Here is a 21919-nt window from a genome sequence, read left to right as displayed (position 1 = left end):
GCCGGCATTTAACCATACGCCGAGGTGTGTAGCGGTATGTATGCTGCAGCGCACCACAAATAAAGACAAATCAATCGGTTGCATGTGAAACGCGAATGCCAAACCGATTGACTGCTCTAAATGCGACAACCCATACTTGGCCGTATGGTTACCTCCACCTCTCCTGCTCCCGCGCCGCGCTCCCGCGTCATCGACGCCGGTTCGGATCGCGTGCTGAAAGGACAGGGAGAGGTGCCGCTCGCGCTTCGTCGTTTCCCGTCGCCCCGCGCCCTGCAGAGCCATCCGGCGCTGATCTACGCGCACGGGTTCGGACAGACCGCGGGCGCCTGGCATCGAACCGGGCAATGGCTGGCCGAACAGGGATATGCCGGACTCGCCTACGACGCGCGTGGCCACGGCGAGTCCGGCCGCAATGCCCCCGATCTTCCCTATGCGGGCGACCAGTTCGCCGACGACCTGATCGTGGTGGCCGGTGAACAACCGGAACCGCCGGTCCTGGTCGGCGCGTCGATGGGCGGGCTGTTCGGGCTGATCGCCGAGTCGCGCTGGCCCGGCCTGTTCCGCGCCATGGTGCTGGTGGACATCACCCCGCGCTGGGAACACGCCGGCCTGCAGCGCATCCTCGCCTTCATGACCGCGTTCCCCGACGGCTTCGCGTCGCTCGATCACGCGGCGGACGCCATTGCCGCGTACCAACCGCAGCGGCGCACGCGCAAATCCGCCGACGACCTGCGCGAGCTGCTTCGCGAAGGCGCCGATAGCCGGTGGCGCTGGCATTGGGACCCGCGCCTGGTCGACGAGCTCGCGCGCGACAGCGCCCAGCACCAGGACGCCATCGCCGAGGCCGCGCGCCGGGTGCAGTGCCCCGTGCTGCTGATCAGTGGCGGGCGCAGCGACCTGGTCTCGGAGAAGACCGTCGAAGAATTCCAGCGATTGGTGCCGCATGCGCGCCACGTGCACCTGCCGCAGGCCACGCACATGGTGGCCGGCGACGACAACGACGCATTTACCGCCACCGTGCTGGAATACCTGGCAAGCCTGCCGGCTGCGCCGGGCCATGCCGAATCCGATGTAACCGAATCCGTGTCCGGAGCAACCCCATGAGCATCGTCATCCCCTTCCTCGCCTTCCTGCTGGCGGGCGCATTCGCCGCCTACCATCGGATCCGGCTCGCCTACTGGGCCGCGATCACCGCCAGCCTGCTGGTCGCGTGCTGGCTGCTGGGCGCCAACCCCACGGCCACCGTCGTCGCGGCGCTGGTGGTGGTGGCGATCGCGCTGCCGCTGCTGATCCCGGCGATCCGCAAGCCGTTGATCACGGCGCCGGCGCTCGGCTTCCTGCGTCGAGCACTGCCGCCGCTGTCGCAGACCGAGCGCATCGCGCTGGAAACCGGGTCGGTCGGCTTCGAAGGCGACCTGTTCACCGGCGACCCGGACTGGAACAAGCTGCTGGCCTATCCGAAGCCGCAGCTCACCGCCGACGAACAGGCCTTTCTGGACGGTCCGGTGGAAGAGCTGTGCCGGATGACCAACGACTGGGAAATCACCCACATCCACGCCGACCTGCCGCCGGAGCTGTGGGACTACATCAAGAAGAACAAGTTCTTCGGCATGATCATCCCGAAGCAGTACGGCGGCTTGGGCTTCTCCGCGCTGGCGCACCACAAGGTGATCCAGAAGATCGCCTCGGTCAGCAGCGTGGTCAGCTCCACCGTCGGCGTGCCCAACTCGCTGGGCCCGGGCGAACTGCTCAATCATTACGGCACGCAGGAGCAGAAGGACTACTACCTGCCGCGCCTGGCGATCGGTCAGGAGGTGCCCTGCTTCGGCCTGACGGGCCCGTTCGCCGGCTCCGATGCGACCTCGATTCCCGACTACGGCATCGTCTGCAAGGGTGAATGGAACGGCGCCAACGTGCTGGGCATCCGCCTGACCTTCGACAAGCGCTACATCACCCTGGCGCCGGTCGCCACGCTCATCGGCCTGGCGTTCCGCATGTACGACCCGGACGGACTGATCGGCGACACGCGCGACATCGGCATCACCCTGGCGCTGCTGCCGCGCGATACGCCCGGCGTGGACGTCGGCCGCCGCCACTTCCCGCTGAACTCGCCGTTCCAGAACGGCCCCATCCATGGCCGCGACGTGTTCATCCCGCTGAGCCAGCTGATCGGTGGCGTCGAGATGGCCGGCAAGGGCTGGAACATGCTCAACGAATGCCTGGCCGTGGGCCGCTCGATCACTCTGCCTTCCACCGCCAGCGGCGGCGCCAAGTTCGGCGCGCGCGTCACCGGCAGTTATGCCCGCATCCGCAAGCAGTTCGGCCTGTCGGTCGGCCGCTTCGAAGGCGTGGAGGAGGCCCTGGCCCGCATCGGCGGCAAGGCGTACGCGATCAGCGCGCTGTCGCAGGCCACCGCGGCCGCCGTGGACCGTGGCGACGTGCCGTCGGTACCTTCGGCGATCGCCAAGTACCACTGCACGAACATGGGCCGCGATGTCGCCAAGGACGTGATGGACATCGTCGGCGGCAAGGGCATCATCCTGGGCCCGCGCAACTTCGCCGGCCGTGCGTGGCAGGCCTCGCCGATCGCCATCACGGTGGAAGGCGCGAACATCATGACGCGCAGCCTGCTGATCTTCGGCCAGGGTTCGATCCTGTGCCATCCGTACATCATTAAGGAAATGCGCGCGGCACAGGACCCGGATACCCGTGCCGGCGTCAACCAGCTGGATGCCGTGCTCTACCCGCACATCGGCGGGGCCATCTCCAACGCGGTGCGCTCGTTCTGGTTCGGCATCACCGGTTCGAAGATCGGTGCGGCCCCGGGCGATGCGTACACGAAGAAGTTCTTCCGCAAGCTGGACCGGTACGCCGCCAACCTGGCGCTGCTCACCGACATCTCGCTGGGCGCGCTGGGCGGCAAGCTGAAGTTCAAGGAATCGCTGTCGGGCCGCCTGGGCGACGTACTGAGCCACCTGTACATGATGAGCGCGGTGCTCAAGCGCCACCATGACGACGGCGCCCCGGAAGCCGACAAGCCGCTGCTGGCGTGGGCGTTCCACAACAGTGCGTACGAGATCGAGCTGGCGCTGTCGCAGGCGCTGCGCAATTTCCCGATCAAACCGCTGGGCTGGCTGCTGTGGCCGGTGGTGTTCCCGTTCGGCCGCCGCGCCGTGGCCCCGGGCGACCGCCTGAGCCATCGCGTCGCAATGCTGCTGATGGCGCCGAACGAAGCGCGCGACCGCCTGGGCCAGGGCGTGTTCCTGACCCCGTGCGAGAACAACCCCGGCGGCCGCATCGACAGCTACCTGGCCGCCGCCGTGGCCGCCGAGCCGGTGGAGCGCAAGTTCCTGAAGGCGCTGAAGACCAGGGACATCGAAGCCCTGGACTACAGCGCGCAGCTGGATGAAGGCGTGCGCGAGGGCTGGATCACCGCGGAAGAGCGCAGGCAGCTGGAAGAACTGCGCGCGATCACGCTGGACACGATCACCGTGGACGACTTCGACGTGCACGAACTGCGTGCCGCCAGCTACTACGACCTGCCGCAGAACAAGCGGCAACCGCGCGAAGCGGCCTGACGCCACCACGAAAGACACGACGACGGCGGGCATGTCCCGCCGTCGTCGCGACAGGAGCACACGATGAGCGCCGACGTCCTGAAGATCTACCGCAGCCTGAGCCGCAAGCCGCTAGGCCACTGGCTGTTCTCGCGCCTGATCTGCTTCAAGGCGCCCTACTTCGGCAGCATCGGCCCGCGCATGGTGCGGCTGGAACCCGGCCGCGGCGAAGCGACCATCCGCCATCGCCGTTCGGTCACCAACCACCTCGGCACCGTGCACGCGATCGCGCTGTGCAACCTGGCTGAATTCGTCGGCGGCCTCACCACCGACGTCAGCATCCCGCGCTCGATGCGCTGGATTCCCAAGGGCATGACGGTCGAGTACCTGAAGAAGGCCGTCGGGACGATGACCGCGGTCGCGACCCCGGCCTTCGAGCCCCGCGAATCCGTCGATGGCTATGAGCTGCCGATGGACGTGGTGGTCAGCAATCCGCAGGACGAGCCGGTGTTCCGCGCGCGCATCTCCATGTGGGTGTCGCCGAAGCCACCGCGCACCGACTGATGCGTAGCCGTCGTGGGAGCGACGTAAGTCGCGACGCATAACATCCGTCCGCGAAGATGACCTGCCGGAGGGAGCCGTCGCGACTCACGTCGCTCCCACATCGGTCTAGATGCCGGATCAGAGAAGCCAGATAGCGGCCAACGCCGCGATCGCGGGCAGCCCCTGCACGTAGAAGATCCGCCGACTGACACTCCACGCGCCGTAAAGCGCGGCGACGACCACGCACATCAGGAAGAACACGACCACGTTCCATTGCGCGGTCACCAGTCCCCACAGCAGGCCTGCAGCGAGGAAGCCGTTGTAGAGCCCCTGGTTGGCCGCCAGCACGCGGGTGGTCTCGGCCTTCTCGGGCGTGTTGCGGAAGGTCTTCAGGCCGGCGGGCTTGGTCCAGAGGAACATTTCCAGTACCAGGAACCAGGCGTGTAGCACCGCCACCAGTACCACCAACACCGAAGCGATCACGTCCATCCAGGCCTCCCGTCATGTGCCGGGCAGCATAGCGGCATCGTGCAAGGACGTCAGGAGGTCCTCGTGGCCGTCGACGGGTCGCTCGCCGCCCGTTCGGACGGCAGCTTGGACTCTTCGCGCAGCAGGCGCCACGCGCTGAAGGTCATGGCGCTGGCGACCAGCAGGCCGGCACCGAACACGACGTTCGACCCGAACGCGGACAGGAGCTTGTGCAGCCAGACGAAGCTGAGGTCGCCGCCGCGATAGATGACCGTGTCGATCGCCGCCCCCGCCTTGTAGCGCCACTCGCGGCCGACCCGCGTGTAGATGGTCTCGCGCGCCGGCTTGGCCAGCGAGAACTCGCTGGCGCGGGTGACCACCTGCACGATGGCGATCATCATGGGCAGCGGCGATGCCGCCAGGATCGAGAACCCGATGATGATCGCGCAGCCGGGGATCAGCAGCGCCGGCGCGATGCCGAAGCGCGACAGCAGGAAGCGCGTCACCAGCAGCTGCACCACGAGGGTCAGTGAATTCACCGCGAGATCGAGCGTGGCGAAGTAGTCGGCGCGCTGCTCGGCCGAACTGAACATCGTGCGGGCGATGGCATTCTGCTCGTTGTAGAGCAGCGTGCCCACGCCGACGCCCATGACCACCATCGCGGCCAGCCAGCGCAGCAGCGGCTCGCGCGCGATGAGCTTCAACCCCGCCAGCACGTCGCCGCCCATGGGGATCTCCCCGCTGACCTGCTCGCGCAGCGCCTCGCGGGCGACCGCCCACGTCCGTAGCTTGAAGATGCAGAGCACGCAGACCGAGAACAGGAAGGCAGACACCAGCATCATGTTGGGAATGCCGACCCGCACCACCAGCGTCTTGGTCAGCACGGGCCCCAGGAATGCCCCCATCGTGCCGGCTGCGCCGATGTACCCGTAGAACTTGCGCGCCTCGGCATTGGTGAACACGTCCGCCATGAAGCTCCAGAACACGGCGACCGCGAACAGGTTGAATACCGTGATCCACAGGATGAAGGCCAGTCCGCGCCCCGCGATGCCGCTGTCGAACATGGCGTAGAACACGAGCAGCGTGGCGATGAAGAAGCCGTAGATCACCGGCAGGAACACCCGGCGCGGAAAGCGGCTGACCAGCCAGCCGTAGACCGGCTGCAGCACCAGCATGATGACGAACACGGCGCTGAAGATGAACTGCAGCGTGAATTCGCTGAGCGCGATGCCGCGGCTGGCGAAGAAGGCAATCAGTGCCGGCGGAAACACCGCTTCGATGTCGCTGGAGGCCGCCATCGCTTCCCGCACCGGCCGCAGCACGTAGTAGCCGCTCAGCAGGCAGAAGAAGTACACGAATGCCCACAGCAGCGGCGGCGACTCCGACAGCGCCGCGCGGAATCGGCCGAACCGGGTGGTCGCTGGGGAAGACGGGTCCATGGGCGCGGCCTGCGATCGTTTCATCGGGACGCGGGCACCGCCCGCCTGTGGCGCGCACGGTATCCGATGCGCTGCAACATCGCCAGCCTTTCCGGGGACGCGCTCCGCCGGAATCCCGCATTGCGCGTCCCCGGCGCCGGACGCGTCGAATGCCCGAGCATTTGCTCTATCCCCCGCCGCTAGGTTCGGCCGGACTTCGCAACAGGGCAGCATGTGTACGACTACATCATCGTGGGCGCCGGATCGGCCGGTTGCGTCCTTGCCCACCGCCTGAGCGAAGACCCGGCGTGCCGCGTGCTGCTGCTCGAAGCCGGGCCGCGCGACTGGCACCCCTTCATCCACATGCCCGCCGGCCTGGCCAAGCTGGTCGGCCAGAAAGGTGTCAACTGGAACTACGACACCGCGCCCGAGCCGCACCTGGACAACCGTCGCCTGTGGTGGCCCCGCGGCAAGGTGCTGGGCGGGTCCAGTTCGATCAATGCGATGTGCTACATCCGCGGCGTGCCCCAGGACTACGACGACTGGGCGGCTGCGGGTGCCGCCGGCTGGGGCTGGGCGGGCGCATTGCCCTATTTCCGCCGCTCGGAACACAACACCCGCGGTGCGGACACGCTGCATGGCGGCGACGGCCCGCTGCACGTGTCCGATCTGCGCTACACCAATCCGCTGTCCGCGGCCTTCGTCGAGGCGGGGGTGCAGGCCGGCTTCGCGCGCAACGATGACTTCAACGGTGCGACGCAGGCGGGCTTCGGGCTCTACCAGGTGACGCAGAAGGACGGTGCACGCTGTTCGGCGGCGGTGGCCTACCTGGACCCGGCGCGCGACCGCCAGAACCTCGACATCGTCACTGGCGCACTGGTGCGGCGCATCCTGCTGGAGAAGGGACGCGCCGTCGGCGTCGCCTACGCCCGCGGCGGCCATGAGATCGTCGTGCGGTGCGGACGCGAGGTGCTGTTGAGCGGCGGCGCGATCAACTCGCCGCAGTTGCTGATGCTGTCCGGCATCGGCCCGGCGGATCACCTGCAGCAGACGGGCATCAGCGTGCGGCACGCGCTGCCCGGCGTCGGCCGCAACCTGCAGGACCACCTCGACATCTGCACCCTGCAGCACAGTACGCAGCGCATCACCTACGACCGTACCAGCGAGCTGAAGACGGCCTTCGACTACTTCCTGCGCGGGCATCGCGGCCCGGGCAGCAGCAACATTGCGGAGGCCGGCGCGTTCGTGCGCTCGCCGCTGGCTCCGGACGACCGCCCCGACATCCAGATGCATTTCGTGCCGGCCATGCTGGACGACCACGGTCGTCACCGGCTGCCCGGCGACGGCTATACGTTGCATGCCTGCTTCCTGCGCCCGCGAAGCCGGGGCCGCATCGCGCTGGCGAGCGCGGATCCGCGTGCCGACGCGCGCATCGAAGCCCACTACCTGAGCGACCAGGAAGGCTTCGACCTGAAGATGATGGTCGAGTGCGCCAAGCTGTCGCGCGAGCTGTTCGCCCAGCCCGCGTTCGACGCCTACCGCGGAGCACCGATCCATCCCCGCCGCACCGACCTGTCCGATGCGGAGCTGGTCGACTTCATCCGCGCCAAGGCGGAGACCGTCTACCACCCGGTCGGCACCTGCCGCATGGGCAAGGATGAGGACGCCGTCGTCGACCCGCAGTTGCGCGTGCGCGGCATCGAGGGGCTTCGGGTGATCGACGCCTCGGTGATGCCGTCGCTGATCGGCGGCAACACCAACGCACCCACCATCATGATCGCCGAGCGCGCGTCGGATCTGATCCGCGGCCTTCCCACCTTGTGTGGCGACGACCTGTCGGCACACACGGCGCCGAGCGCACTGGCCACCGTCGACTGAGTTCGCACCCGCCGTACACAGCCCCCGCGCGGCGATCAAGCCGTGTATCTGTTCAGCCGATGCCCGCGCGTCGCGCTGGCGCGCGCCTTGTTGGCGCGGCACTTGCATGTGGTCTAGTGGATCTTCCTGAACGCGATGCACGCCCTCGCATCGCAGGCATTCCACCTTGCTGAATTGGGACGTTCCGCACATCCGCAATCCGCAACAGGATGAACAACATGCACACGGAACCTCTCCTTGTTTGTGCAACCGAAAAAAGCGGCGTTATGATCCCAGGCAGCATCCGCTCACGCAGGCGCCACGCACGATGAACCCCAAGAAAAGCCGGCGATCGCGCCATGTCTTCCGTGTCGGCATGATCGGCTTGCTGCTGCCGCTGACGCTTTCGTCCACGGCGCAGACACCGTCGAGCTGGAAGGCCGCCGGCCAAGGCCCGCAGGCCGCCGCGGCGACGGGCAATGCGGCGGCCAGCACGGCGCCCTACATGTCGCCCACGCAGCCGCGTCCCTACCGCACCTCGCTGGCGGAGCAGAACGTCCAGCCGCTCGCGGCGGGCTTCGACGTGCGTGCGTTCGAAACCATGGCCGAGCACCTCACGGTCGGCCAGCGCGTGCCTGGCCTGGCGATGGCCATCGTGCACAACGGCCGCGTGCTCAGCGCGCGCGGCTATGGCGTCACCGACGTGGTGAACCCGCAACAGGTCGACTCGCACACCGTGTTCCGGCTGGCGTCGCTGTCGAAGGCCTTCGCGAGCACGCTGACGGGCCTGATGGTGCAGGACGGGTCGTTGCGCTGGGACAGCAAGGTCAACCAGTTCGTGCCGGGGTTCCAGCTGAGCGATGCCAATGCGACGGCGCACGTGACCGTCGCGGATGTCCTCAGCCACAGCGTCGGCCTGCAGGCGCACAACGCGTTCGATCGCGACATCGAGGCCAATGCCGAGTACTACGACGTGGCCCGCAAGCTGGCCTACGCACCGCTGAAGTGCGCGCCCGGCGAGTGCTACGCCTACCAGAACGTCGCCTTCAGCCTGATTGGCGACGTGGTGTTCGCTGCGTCCGGGACGTTCTACGACCAGGCGGTGGACCGCCGCATCTTCAAGCCGCTGGGCATGAACGATGCGAGCATGGGCCTCGCCGGTATCGAAGGCAGCACGCGCTGGGCGCGTCCGCACGTGCGCACCCGCAATGGCTGGGTGTCGCTCACGCCGAAGCCCACTTACTACCGCCTGCCGCCGGCGGCGGGGGTCAACGCCAGCGCCAGCGATCTTGCGCAGTGGCTGATCGCCCAGACAGGTCATCGTCCCGACGTGCTGCCCGCGCCCCTGCTGGCGACGCTGCATGCACCGGTGGTGACGACGCCCGGGGAAATGCGCGGCGGCTGGCGCCGGGAGCGCGTCAACTCCGCCAGTTATGCGCTGGGATGGCGCGTGTTCGATTACGCGGGCCAGCAGGTGGTTTTCCATGCCGGCGCCGTGCAGGGGTACCGGGGGCTGGTCGCCCTCGTGCCGGGGCAGGATCTCGGCGTGGCCCTGGTGTGGAACAGCGACAGCTCGCTGCCGTCCGGCCTGCTGCCGACCATCCTCGATCGTGCGATGGGCCTGCCGGGCCAGCCGTGGGTAGAAACGCCTGCCGACTACGATCTGCTGCTCGCCGAGTCGCCCGACGGAACGCCGGTCGACAACCGGAAGGACAGCGGGACCTCTTCGCAGCGCGCGACCGCATCGCCGCGCTGAGCACTCATCGGACGCTGCCGGTGCGATGGGGAACCATCGACCGGGCAGCCGTCGTCGTCAGCGTTGCGCGTCCTGTTCGAGCATCGCCTTGAGCCTGGACAGCCCTTTCTCGTAGTCCGCACCGATCATCCGGTCGAACAGCAGGCCCAGCCAACGCTTGAGCGGGTTGAACCCGTGCGCGCTGTCGAACGCCCAGGTCACGCGCGTTCCGTCGCCTTCCGGCGCGATCAGATAGGTCGCCTGCGCCTGGCTGCCATCGAAATCCAGCGCCACCACGATGCGACGCTTGGGCTCGCTGGCGATGATCTCCTGGCTGCCGCTGCCCACTGCCCGGTTGCCCACCCAACGCATGCGCGCGCCCGCGCCACGGTCCGGACCTTCGAAGATGTACCTGGCCTGCGGGTCATACTCCGCCCACGGCGACCAGTCGTTGAAGCGCCGGAACGAGTCGAGCGTGTCGAAGACGGGTCCGGGGCTGCGCTTGATGACGACGGTGCGCTCGACATGCGTGGTTGACGGCAGGAACAACCCCACCACCACGAACAGCAACCCCAACGCGGCGATGGCCGCGAGCACCCATTTGATGAACTTCACGCGCCACCCTGTCGGCATCCGGAAAGCGGAAGCCTAGCGGTTCGCGCATAAAAAAACTCTCCCCCCGCTGGGCACAGGGAGAGAGTCCATGGTGTTACGGATAACCGGGGTGGGCTTAGATCAGCGGAGCCGGGGTGGCCGGCAGCGCGACCGGGGCCGCTTTCTTCTTGGACTTCTTGGCAGGCTTCTTGGCGGCCTTCTTCGCGGCCTTCTTGGCCGGCTTCTTGGCTACTTTCTTGGCAGCCTTCTTCGCGGTCTTCTTGGCGGCCTTCTTGGCAACCTTCTTGGCCGGCTTCTTGGCTACCTTCTTGGTGGCCTTCTTCGCGGTCTTCTTGGCGGCCTTCTTCGCCGGCTTCTTGGCTACCTTCTTCGCAGCCTTCTTGGCGACCTTCTTCACTGCCTTCTTGGCCTTGGCGACCTTCTTGGCGACCTTCTTGGCAGCCTTCTTCACTGCCTTCTTCACGGTCTTCTTGGCAGCAGACTTCTTGGTGGCCTTCTTGGCAGCCTTCTTGGCGGCCGGTTTCTTCTTCGCAGCTTTCTTCATTGCCATGTGATGGCTCCTCGTCAGTGAACTATGGATTTTTACGTCTGGTTACAGCACATCTGCCCGGAGGCAGGCCCAGCTGCAAGAAACGCCGCGGGAGTCGGACCCGCCGGCAGCCGTCGTCGCGACACGCGCGGCGATACGGATTCCCCAGGGCGCCCGGCGTGCGAAACCCGGCTCCCTACAAATACGAAAACACCCGCGTCGCCAGGCGACACGGGTGCGGTGGAAAGGGTGCGTTGCGTTTTTCCGGGGGAAGCGAGGCCTGCGTCCACCGCGATCTGGGTGCGGACGATGGGCTGTGTTGTCTCTCGCGCTGTCGTGTTGATTCGACTCACTCGCTTCCGCAGCCGGTGCTGCTTGGGGCGAAACCTAATCACGGTTTTTCAAGGTGTCAACACCTTCGCGCAACTTTTTTCCGACGCCCCTCCCGGCGACACGGCGGCAGCGAGCGCGCGGAACCACCGTCCCGTGGCGATGGCGGATGCCCTCGACGCGACCCACTGACATGCGCGTGAAAAAAAACATCGGTAAAACGCGCATTTTTTTCATGGCGCATGCGCGCACCACGCGTCGGCCACGCGGCGCGGCATGCCATGCGGTCGCACCGACGTGCACGCCGATGGCTTGAACGGCGGCTAAAAAAAACTTTCGTCTGGGGCGTCGGATTTCGCGTCGCACAAGCCCGATTGCGCCAAATTGCGCAAACTTTTTTCTTCGCCAGGCGACGCATCGCGACGTTCGAAACCATGCCGTCGATGGGAGAACGCTCGCGATCACCTGCCGCGCATGCCACTCCGCCGCACGAACGCGTGACGCCCGGCGCGTACCCGCCATTCCACTTTTCCCGCCGCCGAAGGTGGCGCGCGACGGCGACGACGCACCCCGCCGTCTGTCCCGCGCGCTGCGCCGCGTCGGAAACGAAACGGGGAGCCGGCAGCGGCGGATCATCGTCCGCCATCGCCGGCTCCCCGTCGGGGACCGCCTGCAGGATTGCCTCAGTGGTCTTCGTCTTCGATCAGCTCGGCGTAGTCGTCGGGCGAGAGCAGGTCGTTGAGCTGCTCCGGCTCCTCGGCTTCGAGGACGAAGATCCAGCCTTCGCCGTAGGCGTCTTCGTTGATGGTTTCGGGCTTGTCGGCCAGCGCGGCGTTGACCTCGACGACCTTGCCGGTGATCGGGCTGTAGACGTCGGACGCCGCCTTGACCGACTCGACCACCGCGCTCGCGTTGCCGGCTTCGATGCGGTCGCCCACGTTGGGCAGCTCGACGTAGACCAGGTCGCCCAGCAGGCCCTGCGCGTGATCGGAAATGCCGACGGTGACGCGACCGCCAGCTTCAACGCGGGCCCACTCGTGGGACTTCAGGAACTTCAGATCGCCAGGAATCTCACTCATGGGGTGCTCCGGATCGCTGCGTGGGTCGGGAAGGGAACGATAGTTTAGCGGAGGAATGCGGAAGTGAAGGCTGCCAGTCGCGGCTCACTCCAGGACGCCCGGCTGCGGCTGTCCGTCGCGCACGAACGGGAACTTCACGACGCGCACCGGCACGTCCCTGCCACGGATGTCCACGCGTACGCCGCCCGCGGCGCCCAGCGGAATGTCGCCGGCCGGCACGCGCGCGAACGCGATCGCCTTGCCGAGCGTCGGCGAGAAGGTGCCCGACAGGATCTCGCCGTCGCCATGGGCGGTGAGCACTTTCTGCCCGTGGCGCAGCACCCCCTTCTCGTCCATGACCAGGCCGATCATCTGGCGCGCCGCGCCGGTCGCCTTCTGCGCCTCCAGCGTGGCGCGGCCGGTGAACGGACGGCCTTCGTCCAGTGCGACCGTCCAGGCGAGCGCCGCTTCGTAGGGCGAAACGGTGTCGTCCATGTCCTGGCCGTACAGGTTCATGCCGGCCTCCAGGCGCAACGTATCGCGCGCGCCCAGGCCCGCCGGCTTGACGCCGGCATCGAGCAGCGCGTTCCAGAACGCCACCGCCTGCGCCTGCGGCAGCACGATCTCGTAACCGTCCTCGCCCGTGTAACCGGTGCGCGCGACGAACAGCGGCACGCCCTGGGCACTGGTGGCGTCGGCGGCGGCGAAGCGGGTCAGCTTGCCGACCTTCGCGCGGTCTTCTTCCCGCAACAGCCCGTGCACGCGCTCGCGGGCGGTCGGACCCTGGACGGCCACCATGGCGAAGTCCGGGCGCTCGGCGACTTGGACGTCGAAGGGCGCCGCCTGCGCGGTGATCCACGCCAGGTCCTTCTCGCGGGTGGCCGCATTGACCACCAGGCGGAAGAAGTCCTCCGCCAGGAAGTAGATGATGAGGTCGTCGATGACGCCACCCTGCGCATTGAGCATCGCCGTGTACAGCGCCTTGCCTGGCTTCTGCAGCTTGTCGACCGAGTTGGCGACCAGTTGGCGCAGGAATTCCCTCGTACGCGGCCCGCGCAGGTCGACCACGGTCATGTGGCTGACGTCGAACATGCCGGCGTCGCGGCGCACCTGGTGATGCTCCTCGATCTGCGAGCCGTAGTGGATCGGCATGTCCCAGCCGCCGAAGTCGACCATCTTGGCGCCGAGCGCGCGATGGGTGTCGTTGAGGATGGTCTTCTGGGTCATGACGGATTCCGGGACGGACAAAGAGGGCCATTATCCCAGAACGCACCAGCACGGTGCGGCACGACGGAGCGCCGTCGTACGCCGCGTGCTAAAGGCCGTAGTAGGCCTCGTTGATGCAGTCCACGGAACGCGCCTCCAGCACCTCGAAGCGGCCATCGGGCAACCGCAGCCGGCCCGCCCACGCGACATCCTTCAGCCATTCCGTCGCGGTGTCGTGCTGCCGAACGATCGCCGCCACGCGCGCGTCGTCGCGCCCGTTCACGCGGCAGGTGCCGAACTGAAGGTAGTAGCCGGTCCGTCCGGTGGGATACGGCAGCGCATCGGTGATGCGCCACTGCGCACGGGCGCCGTCGCGGCCGGCGAACTGGCCTGCCACCACGAAGCGCGGCACGGGGTCGCCATCGATTGTGGCTGCGGGTGCGGCCAGCACGCCGACGGAGTAATCGCAGACGCGGGCCGGATCCGCGGACTCCGAGACGCAACTCCCCCCCAACTCGTCGAGCCCGTCCGGGTAAGGCGGCATGACCTTGCCGACGAGATCCGTCGCCGCCACCGCCAACGGCGCCAGCACCGACATCGACCACGCCAGCCGCGGAACGCCCACTTACGCCTCCTGCACCTTCAGGGTCATGCCATTCACTGCGATCACCCGCACCCGCGTGCCGACGGGCAGGTCGGCACCTTCCACCGTCCAGAACGCATCGTCGATCTTGACCCGGCCGCGGCCGCTTTCGATGGGCTGGTCGAGCGTGGAGACGGTTCCCACCAGCTGCTCGGCGCGGCGGTTGAGCAGCGGCTTGTCGCTCTGCCGCCCCTTGCCGCGGAACCACTTGCGGTAGACCGCCACGGAGATCACGGCGAGCACGGAAAACAGCACCACCTGCGCCAGCCAGCCCACGCCCGGCGCGGCCAGCACCACGATCGCCATCGCCACCGCCGCGAATCCGAACCACAACATGAAGGCGCCCGGCGCCATCGCTTCCGCCGCGAACAGCACCAGCGCCGCGATCGCCCAGAACGCGAACTTGATGCTCATGTCAGCCTCCCGGGACGCGCGGCGGGCGCGGCGGCGCAGCAGCCTGTTGCTTGCCCAGCGCCTCCCTGGCGAGTTCGGCGATGCCGCCGATCGATCCGATGATGCCGCTGGCCTCCATCGGCATCAGCACGAATTTCTGGTTCGGCGCGGTGGCCAGCTCCTTGAACGCTTCCACGTATTTCTGCGCGATGAAGTAGTTGATCGCCTGCACGTCGCCCTGCGCGATGGCGTTGGACACCAGTTCGGTGGCCTTGGCCTCGGCTTCCGCCAGGCGTTCGCGCGCCTCGGCTTCGCGATAGGCGGCCTCGCGCTTGCCTTCGGCTTCCAGGATCGCGCTCTGCTTGTCGCCCTCTGCACGCAGGATTTCCGACTGCCGCGCGCCTTCCGCTTCCAGGATCGAGGCGCGCTTGTCGCGCTCGGCCTTCATCTGCCGGGCCATTGCGTCGACCAGGTCGCGCGGCGGCTGGATGTCCTTGATCTCGATGCGGTTGACCTTCACGCCCCACGGGCTGGTGGCGTGATCCACCACGCCCAGCAGCTTCGCATTGATCGTCTCGCGCTGGCTGAGCGACTCGTCCAGGTCCATCGAACCGATCACCGTGCGGATGTTCGTCTGCACAAGGGCGATCATCGCCTGGTCCAGGCTGGACACTTCATAGGCCGCCTTGGCGGCGTCCAGCACCTGGAAGAACACCACGCCGTCCACCTTCACCACCGCGTTGTCCTTGGTGATGACGTCCTGCGAGGGCACTTCGAACACCTGCTCCATCATGTTGACCTTGCGGCCGATGCTCTGCATGTACGGAATGAGGAAGTGCAGGCCGGGCGACATGGTGTGGGTGTACTTGCCGAAGTGCTCCACGGTGAACTCGTACCCCTGGGGGACGACGCGGACGCCCTTGAAGAAGGTCACGACGATGAACAGCGCCACCGCCGCGACCACGAGTGTCGAAATACCGAAATCCATGCTGGCCCCCTCCCGTGATGTGGCCTCGATTATAGGCGCCGGAGGGAGGGGGCCGGCGGGAACTTCACCGCCCCTGCGACGGTATTGCCTTCCGCCGCATCCCTACCTCCGAACCCCGACGAATTTCCCCGCTTGAGCCGATCGCAGTTCGCCATCGACATCCCCGACGCCCTGGTCGCCCGCGCGCGCACCGGCTGCCGGGAGGCGTTCGAGCAGATCTACCGACGGTTCGAGCGGCCGGTGTTCACGCTGGCGCTGCGCATCTGCGGCGACCGCGAGGAGGCCGGCGACGTGCTGCAGGACACCATGCTGAAGCTGTTCCACCACCTACCGGACTATCGCGCCGACTGCCCCTTCTGGGGGTGGCTGCGGCAGATCGCGGTCAACGAAGCCCTGCTGCGCCTGCGCCGGCAGAAGCGACTGGTTGCCGAGATTTCGGTGGAGGAAGACGACCTGCCGCCGGACCAGGGCCTGCCCCCCGCGGCCGCGGCCGACGCCGCGCTGCTGCAGCGCGCACTGGAAGCGCTACCCGCGGCGACCCGCAGCGTGTTGTGGCTCTACCACGCCGAGGGCTACACCCATGAGGAGATCGCCGGGCTCATGCAGCGCACGCCGAGCTTCTCCAAATCGCAGGTCTCCCGCGGCACGCGCCGGCTGCGGGCGCTGTTGAACATCGAGGACACCGTCCATGCCTGATTCCCGTTCCCGCGAACCCATGCCGCGCGATTGGGGCGATGCCTTCGGCGCCCTGCCGCTGGAAGCGCCACCTCACGGCGCGTGGCAGCGCGTCGCCGCTGCACTGCCGCCAGCGCGCGTGCCGGCACGTCCGGTGCGCTGGCGACGTCCCGTCCTCGCGATGGCCGCGACAGCCTTCTTCGCCGCCGTGATCCCGTTGATGCACTGGCGGGATGCACAGACCCCGATGCCGCCGTCGCAACGCGCGCCTGGGGTCGTGGCCACGGCACCGGCGCTTCCGGACATCCCGGCGCGATCCGCCGATGCCGAACCCGCCGCCGCACCCGTGGGTGTTTCCACGACGCAACGGATCGCTGACGCGCCATCGGCGCGCCCAGCCATCGCACGCCCTGTGCCTCGCGCGCCGACGGAACCCGCCCGTCTCGATGCGCTCTATACCGAATCCGCGCGACTCGAAGCCGTGCTGGCGCAACTACCCGACAGCAGTACCGGCAATGTGGCGGCCCTAACCGTCAGCGCCGACCTGCAGGACCAGGTCAGCCACATCGACCTGGCCCTCTCGCAACCCGCCCTGTCCGAGGCCACGCGCACCGCGCTGTGGGAAGAGCGCGTCGACACGCTGCGCCAGCTCACCGGCGTGGAAGCCACCCAACGCTGGCAGGTCGCGTTGAACGATACCGCCGCCGACAGCGCCATCTACTGATCCAGAACACGCAACAAGGAGACCTTCCATGCTCAAGCCTCTATCCCGGTCGCTGCTGGCCCTTGCACTGATCGCACCGCTGCCGGCGTTGGCCCAGCAGGGCGATGCGGCGAAACAGAAGGAACTGGACGCCGCCCGCGCGGACCTGCAGCGCGCCGCGAAACGCGTCGCCGAACTCTCGCGGGACGCCGGCGCCATGCGCGCACCCGTCGACATCGATCACATCGTCGTGCGTCGGCCGCGCCTCGGCGTGCTGCTCTCGGGTGACGACGCGGCAGGCGTGCGCATCACGGGTGTGACGCCGGACAGCGGCGCGGCCAAGGCCGGCCTAACGGCGGGCGATCGGCTGATGCGCGTGGCCGGCGAGACGATCGGTGGCGCCACCGCCGACGCCCGCGTGGCCGACGCGCGCGCGCGGTTGGCCAACCTCAAGGCGGATACCCCCGTGCGCGTCACCTATCAGCGCGACGGCAAAACACACGAAGCGAGCGTCACTCCCACCCAGGTATCGCCGCGCGTAGCATTCGCCGGCCAGGGTCCGGGCGCCGTCTTCTTCAGCAGCGCCGACGGCGGCATGCCGAGGATCGAAGGCGTGCCCCTGCCGATGGGCGATATCAGCACCGTCATCGCACCCGAAGTCCAGCTCGAGCTCCGCAAGCTCGGGCGACTGGGCGACTGCAAGGGCGAGGACTGCCAGCTGCCCGCACTCGCCCATGCCTTCCGCTGGAGCAACCTCAACCTGGCGACGGTGGATGCTTCGTTGGGTCGCTACTTCGGCACGGACGCCGGCGTGCTCGTGCTGTCTGTCGGCGAGGAACTCGAGGGCCTGCAGGCGGGCGATGTGATCCGCAAGATCGACGGCGCAACCGTCACCTCGCCTCGCGACGTCACGCAGGCGCTCCGCGACAAGCCGGAAGACGCCAAGGTCGCGATCGAATACCTGCGGGACCGCCAGACCCGGACCAGCACCGTGACCGTACCGAAAGCCGCGGCGTTCCGTTTTCCCGCGACAGCGCGTGTGGTCGTGAAGCCGCGTACGGCCGAGACCGCCGGCAAGGCGCCGAACGTCGTGGAGCGTCGGCGCGTGATGATCGTCGACCAGGACGGCAAGGTGCAGACCTTCGAAGACGACGGCGGCGACATGCCGGTGCCGCTGCCGCCCCCGCCGCCTGCTGCGCCCGTACCGCCATCCGGCAAGGGCAGCACGCTGCTCTGACACGTATTACTAGAAGAGAAACCGATGAATCCCCTGCCCCCGCAACCGCGGGGGTCTTTTTCTGCAAAGGCGGCACGTCCCTGTGCCGGAGAGAACCTTCAGCGCGATTGCCCGGCCGCGGCGGTACGTTCTGCAGGTGCAGGTTCGACCCAGTCGGCGAACACCTTGGCGATGGCCGCATCCGCCACGGTCTTGCCTTCCTGCACGTCGCTGGCCTGGGTGAACAGCGGAATGATCATCGCCATGCCATCCACCTTGGTTTTCAGGTGGACGCCGGGCGCGCGGGACAGGAATCGATCCCAATGCGCGCGCACCTTGGCCCAGTAGCCGGCCGTCGCCTGCCAGTAATCGCGCGCGGGCTTGAAGTCGACCTCGGTGGTCTTGATGTAATCGTTGAAGCCGAACTCGCGCGCCAGTTCCACCTGCGTCCCGTCAGGTTTTCGCAGGACCTTGGTGTTGAACTGCTCGTGAGTCCAGCCGTTCGGCGTCAGCGTGTGGCGGTTGACCACCGACAGGGCGTTGTAGTCGCTGCGCTTGGTGTACTCGCGACGTGGTAGCGGCCGCCAGCTCAGATCGCTGGTCCAGGTCGTCACGCCGTTGGTGTACTCCCAGCGGCCGGTACCGCAGTAGCGCGGCGCATCGCTGACCTCATACACGCACTGCGTCCACGCGCCGCGCGTGGCATCGGCAGGGATCGCGCGGACGCTCCAGGTCTGATCGGCACTGAACTCGAAGCGCGTAGGTGCCTCGTAGGTCCAGTCTTGCCGCCAGTGCTTGGTCACGTGGCCACTCTCGGCGTCGACCAGGATGTGCTGGAGGACGATCCGGCTCGGCGTGTCTTCGACGACGATGACGGTCTCATCGCCGCCGCTGCGCATGGCCGCCTGCCGCTCGTAGCCCGGCTGCAGCAGGACGGTTTCGTCGAAGGCGAAGTCGACGGTGTAATCGCCCTGCATCGCCAGGATCGACTGGCGATCGCGGGCAGGGTCGGCGGCGAAGGCCTGGCCTGCGGCCAGCAGCAAGGCGGTGGACAGCAGGGTGGCGACCGGTGTTTTCATGGTGGCTTCTCTCATTTGAGTCTGATCAGCGGCACGACCTTGTCGCCCGCCTCCATAGGGGTTTGTCGATCCACGCCAGGCAGGGACGCGTTGTAGCGGGTCGACGATGCGCAGCAGCAGTCGTGCAGCCCACTTTCCAGTTCCGCGCCTTCCGCGTGGGCGATGCGACGCGCCGTGTTGACGCCCAGCACCGACATCAACGACAGGCTGGCTGCCAGCACGGGCAACGTGGCGGGCTGCGGCACCGCATGGAGTTGCAGCGCACAGGCGCGCCACTGCCCGCCGAGCAAGCGTCCCGCGAGGCGTTGCCACAGGCGGTCGGCCAGCCCGGCGGCTTCACCGTCGGCGCCCTGCGGCAACGACGCCACCAGGCGATCCCAGGCCACGAAATCGCTGTCCGGCAATAGGCACAGACGCCAGCAGCACCGTCCCTGCGCGTCGAAGAACAGCAATCGTTCGTCCAGACCGTCGCTGCCCACGCCGGCGCGGGCTTCCACCCGCACCGCCTGTTGCCAGCCTGCCAGTTCGCTGCCGTGCTGCGTGCGATACAGGCACAACACCGGTCCCAACGCCGCGAGTTGCGCGGCGCCCGGGAACGCATCCGTGGATGCGCCCGTGACGGAACCGGGGAGTGCCCGCAGCATCGGCATGGCGGTTACCAGCTCACCGCCACGCTGGCCGACAGCGTGCGGCCCGGCGCAGTGTAGCGATCGAGCGTGGTGCTGCCGGTGGCAACGAGCGCCATGTCGCCCGCGTCGATGTAGCGACGATCGGCCAGGTTGAAGACGCCGACGTTGAACTTCGCGCCAGGCGCGAAATTCCAGCGCACGTACAGGTCGAGCACGCCATAGCCCGCCTGGCGGTAGTAGTCCGGGTCCGACACGCGGCGCTTGCGGTCCACGAAACGGCCTGCTAGTTCCGCGCCCCACGACGAGGCGTCGTATGCCAGGCCCAGCGTCGCGGTCAGCGGGTCCACGCTGTCCAGCGGCGTATCGGTGCTGCGGTCCTTGCCGCGCGACCACGCGGCCGCACCGCGCAACGACCAGCCCGCCCACGCATCGGACAGCGCACCGATGTCCAGGCCCGCCTTGAGCTCCAGGCCATGGATCTGCGCTTCGGAAATGTTCTGCGACTGGTAGACCATCAGCCCGTCGTCGTTGTAGCCGATGGGCCGCATCGATTCGATGAAGTCGTCGTAGCGGTTGTAGTAGCCCGAGAAGCTCGCATACGCCACTTCGCCTGCATAACGCACGCCCAGTTCGACGCCGTCGCTGGTTTCCGGCTTCAGGTCCGGGTTCGCGATGGCGGTGTACCCGAACTGCACGTTGGTGAACCCGATGTTGACGTCGTTGTACGGCGGCGATCGGAAGCCATGCGCATATCCACCGAACAGCGACCACGCCGGCGCGAACGTCCACACCATGCCGAGTTTGGGCGACACGCTGGTTTCGCGGATGTCCGCCAGCGCCACGCCCGGATTGTCGGCGTCGAAGATCGCGTCGTGCTGCGGATCGAGGCGATAGTGGTCCACGCGCAGGCCCGGAACCAATCGGAACGCGCCGTCAGCGAAGCTGATCTCGTCCTGCACGTACAGGGCGGCCGTTGTGGTCTTGCTCACCGGGAAGTCGCGCACGGGGAACGTATCCGGCGACATGACCGGCGTGCTCACGCCGGTCAGCGGGAACGTGCGCAGACCGTCGCGCTTCTGCCGTGTCTCGGTACGTGCGAGGTCCAGGCCATAGATCAGGTCGTGGCGAACAGAGGTGCCGAACGCCTTGCGGAAATTCGCCTGGAGACCATAGGTCCGCTGGTCGAAATTGAACTCGCGCTCGCGGATGTCGCGCAGCGTCGGCGCCGGCAGCGCGCGTTCCTCGCGCGTGTACTGGGTGGTCTCGCTGTCCTGGCGGTAGACCTGCCAGTCCAGACTGTCGGCGAATGCCGCCGAAAGGTTGTCCCACTCATGCGCGAAGGCGACGCGCGCACGCGTCTGGTGGTCGCGCGCGATCACGCGATCGTTGGTGGCGCGCGTCAGCGATTGATACCCCTGCTGGGTCAACAGATCGGTATCGGCATTGTCCTCGTTGCCTTCCACCGTCAGGCGGAACCGCTGTCCTTCGCTCGGTGCAAAGACCAGCTTCGTCAACAGGCTGCGGCCGTCCCGTTCCTGCGGATTCGGCAACGTGCGCGTGGCACCGACGCCACCGACATCGCCCTGGTTCTCGGTCTCCTGGCCCTGCCGGTGGCCCACGCTGACCAGGCCGCTCCAGCGCTCGCCGCCGAAGGCCGTGGTGGCGTTGCCGAACAAGCCGTTCCAGCTGCTGTCGAAGCCGAGGCGGAAGCCGAAGTACGCATCCTTGCCGTCATCGAGATAGTCCGAAGGATCCTTGGTGATGAACGACACGACGCCGCCGAGCGCATCCGAGCCGTACAGCGAACTGGACGGCCCGCGCACGATCTCGACCTGCTTCAACGTGTCCAAGTCGACGAAGTTGCGGCTCGCGTTGGAGAAGCTGCCGATCGAGAACGCGTCCGATACCGGAATGCCATCGGTCTGGATGCGTACGCGATTGCCTTCCAGGCCGCGGATGCGGAAGCCACCCAGGCCGAAGCGGCCGAAGCTGGAGGTCACGGTCACGCCGGGCTCATAGCGCACCAGTGCCTTGATGTCGCGGACCAGGCGGTCGTCCAGTTCCTCGCGATCGATGACGCTGACCGTGTTCGGCACATCCGTGACGGCGCGCTCGCTGCGCGTGGCGGTAACCTGGATGCGCGCCAGTTCATTCGCATCGGCGCTGGAGGAAGAGGGCGAAGCCGCATCGGTGGCGGGAGCGGCATGGGCATGGCCGGCAAGGGCCAGCCACACGGCCGCGGTGAGCAGCGTGGGACGCATCATGGCGTACAGCATT

Annotated in this window: 20 protein-coding genes; 8 read left to right on the top strand and 12 right to left on the bottom strand. The window is 67.4% G+C overall.

Annotated elements, in window-relative coordinates:
• Positions 1 to 144 precede the first annotated feature (144 nt).
• The 3 genes from ACSQ19_RS11080 to ACSQ19_RS11070 all read left to right on the top strand — a co-directional run bounded on the left by ACSQ19_RS11080 (position 145) and on the right by ACSQ19_RS11070 (position 4121).
• Positions 145 to 1104 carry an alpha/beta fold hydrolase gene (locus ACSQ19_RS11080; protein ID WP_435996975.1) on the top strand — a complete coding sequence of 320 codons (960 nt, stop codon included), beginning with the start codon at positions 145 to 147 and terminating at the stop codon, positions 1102 to 1104.
• A complete protein-coding gene (locus ACSQ19_RS11075) occupies positions 1101 to 3578 on the top strand; it encodes an acyl-CoA dehydrogenase (protein ID WP_299340647.1) in 2478 nt (825 codons plus the stop codon). The genes ACSQ19_RS11080 and ACSQ19_RS11075 overlap by 4 nt, the downstream gene beginning before the upstream one ends.
• A 63-nt stretch (positions 3579 to 3641) precedes the next feature.
• Positions 3642 to 4121 carry a hotdog fold domain-containing protein gene (locus tag ACSQ19_RS11070; RefSeq protein WP_296279720.1) on the top strand — a complete coding sequence of 160 codons (480 nt, stop codon included), beginning with the start codon at positions 3642 to 3644 and terminating at the stop codon, positions 4119 to 4121.
• Positions 4122 to 4238: 117 nt separating this feature from the next.
• Here ACSQ19_RS11070 and ACSQ19_RS11065 read toward each other — a convergent pair whose 3' ends face one another.
• Positions 4239 to 4589, bottom strand: a complete 351-nt coding sequence (locus ACSQ19_RS11065) for a DUF1304 domain-containing protein (protein WP_435996972.1) — start codon at positions 4587 to 4589, stop codon at positions 4239 to 4241.
• Positions 4590 to 4639: 50 nt separating this feature from the next.
• A complete protein-coding gene (locus ACSQ19_RS11060; protein ID WP_435996970.1) occupies positions 4640 to 6007 on the bottom strand; it encodes an NTP/NDP exchange transporter in 1368 nt (455 codons plus the stop codon).
• 213 nt (positions 6008 to 6220) lie between these two features.
• On the opposite strand from ACSQ19_RS11060, the gene ACSQ19_RS11055 reads away from it, so the two are divergent.
• Complete coding sequence (locus ACSQ19_RS11055; protein WP_435996968.1) at positions 6221 to 7864, top strand: GMC family oxidoreductase; 1644 nt, start codon at positions 6221 to 6223, stop codon at positions 7862 to 7864.
• Between the two features lie 307 nt (positions 7865 to 8171).
• Positions 8172 to 9599 (top strand): serine hydrolase domain-containing protein, encoded by a 1428-nt coding sequence (locus tag ACSQ19_RS11050; RefSeq protein ID WP_435996966.1) that lies wholly within the window; start codon positions 8172 to 8174, stop codon positions 9597 to 9599.
• Positions 9600 to 9656: 57 nt separating this feature from the next.
• On the opposite strand, the gene ACSQ19_RS11045 is transcribed toward ACSQ19_RS11050, so the two are convergent.
• The 7 genes from ACSQ19_RS11045 to ACSQ19_RS11015 form a co-directional block, all read right to left on the bottom strand.
• The gene (locus ACSQ19_RS11045) at positions 9657 to 10193 is read right to left on the bottom strand and encodes an SRPBCC family protein (protein ID WP_435996964.1); all 537 of its coding nucleotides are present in this window, start codon (positions 10191 to 10193) and stop codon (positions 9657 to 9659) included.
• 115 nt (positions 10194 to 10308) lie between these two features.
• On the bottom strand, positions 10309 to 10743 hold the full coding sequence (locus ACSQ19_RS11040; protein ID WP_299340632.1) for a hypothetical protein: 435 nt from the start codon (positions 10741 to 10743) through the stop codon (positions 10309 to 10311).
• A gap of 992 nt (positions 10744 to 11735) precedes the next feature.
• The gene (gene gcvH / locus ACSQ19_RS11035) at positions 11736 to 12131 is read right to left on the bottom strand and encodes a glycine cleavage system protein GcvH (protein WP_296279706.1); all 396 of its coding nucleotides are present in this window, start codon (positions 12129 to 12131) and stop codon (positions 11736 to 11738) included.
• 84 nt (positions 12132 to 12215) lie between these two features.
• On the bottom strand, positions 12216 to 13337 hold the full coding sequence (gene gcvT / locus ACSQ19_RS11030) for a glycine cleavage system aminomethyltransferase GcvT (RefSeq protein ID WP_435996961.1): 1122 nt from the start codon (positions 13335 to 13337) through the stop codon (positions 12216 to 12218).
• Between the two features lie 88 nt (positions 13338 to 13425).
• The gene (locus ACSQ19_RS11025; protein ID WP_296279702.1) at positions 13426 to 13941 is read right to left on the bottom strand and encodes a hypothetical protein; all 516 of its coding nucleotides are present in this window, start codon (positions 13939 to 13941) and stop codon (positions 13426 to 13428) included.
• Positions 13942 to 14373 (bottom strand): NfeD family protein, encoded by a 432-nt coding sequence (locus tag ACSQ19_RS11020; protein ID WP_435996958.1) that lies wholly within the window; start codon positions 14371 to 14373, stop codon positions 13942 to 13944.
• Between the two features lies 1 nt (position 14374).
• Complete coding sequence (locus ACSQ19_RS11015; RefSeq protein ID WP_435996956.1) at positions 14375 to 15340, bottom strand: SPFH domain-containing protein; 966 nt, start codon at positions 15338 to 15340, stop codon at positions 14375 to 14377.
• 132 nt (positions 15341 to 15472) lie between these two features.
• On the opposite strand from ACSQ19_RS11015, the gene ACSQ19_RS11010 reads away from it, so the two are divergent.
• The 3 genes from ACSQ19_RS11010 to ACSQ19_RS11000 are packed head-to-tail and all read left to right on the top strand — an operon-like array spanning position 15473 to position 17955.
• Positions 15473 to 16036, top strand: a complete 564-nt coding sequence (locus tag ACSQ19_RS11010) for an RNA polymerase sigma factor (protein ID WP_296279696.1) — start codon at positions 15473 to 15475, stop codon at positions 16034 to 16036.
• Positions 16029 to 16739 carry a hypothetical protein gene (locus tag ACSQ19_RS11005; protein WP_435996954.1) on the top strand — a complete coding sequence of 237 codons (711 nt, stop codon included), beginning with the start codon at positions 16029 to 16031 and terminating at the stop codon, positions 16737 to 16739. The genes ACSQ19_RS11010 and ACSQ19_RS11005 overlap by 8 nt, the downstream gene beginning before the upstream one ends.
• Positions 16740 to 16767: 28 nt before the next feature.
• Positions 16768 to 17955, top strand: a complete 1188-nt coding sequence (locus tag ACSQ19_RS11000) for a PDZ domain-containing protein (protein WP_435996952.1) — start codon at positions 16768 to 16770, stop codon at positions 17953 to 17955.
• 98 nt (positions 17956 to 18053) lie between these two features.
• On the opposite strand, the gene ACSQ19_RS10995 is transcribed toward ACSQ19_RS11000, so the two are convergent.
• The 3 genes from ACSQ19_RS10995 to ACSQ19_RS10985 are packed head-to-tail and all read right to left on the bottom strand — an operon-like array spanning position 18054 to position 21906.
• On the bottom strand, positions 18054 to 19013 hold the full coding sequence (locus tag ACSQ19_RS10995; RefSeq protein ID WP_435996950.1) for a DUF6607 family protein: 960 nt from the start codon (positions 19011 to 19013) through the stop codon (positions 18054 to 18056).
• 11 nt (positions 19014 to 19024) lie between these two features.
• Complete coding sequence (locus ACSQ19_RS10990) at positions 19025 to 19657, bottom strand: Hemin transport protein (protein WP_436000955.1); 633 nt, start codon at positions 19655 to 19657, stop codon at positions 19025 to 19027.
• Between the two features lie 11 nt (positions 19658 to 19668).
• Positions 19669 to 21906: a TonB-dependent hemoglobin/transferrin/lactoferrin family receptor gene (locus ACSQ19_RS10985; RefSeq protein WP_435996948.1), complete on the bottom strand. Its 2238-nt coding sequence runs from the start codon at positions 21904 to 21906 to the stop codon at positions 19669 to 19671.
• Between the last annotated feature and the right edge of the window lie 13 nt (positions 21907 to 21919).

Origin of the sequence: Pseudoxanthomonas sp. LjRoot127 (assembly GCF_964253495.1) — a bacterium.
GTDB lineage: Bacteria > Pseudomonadota > Gammaproteobacteria > Xanthomonadales > Xanthomonadaceae > Pseudoxanthomonas_A.
This window is presented reverse-complemented; position numbering and strand designations above follow the sequence as displayed.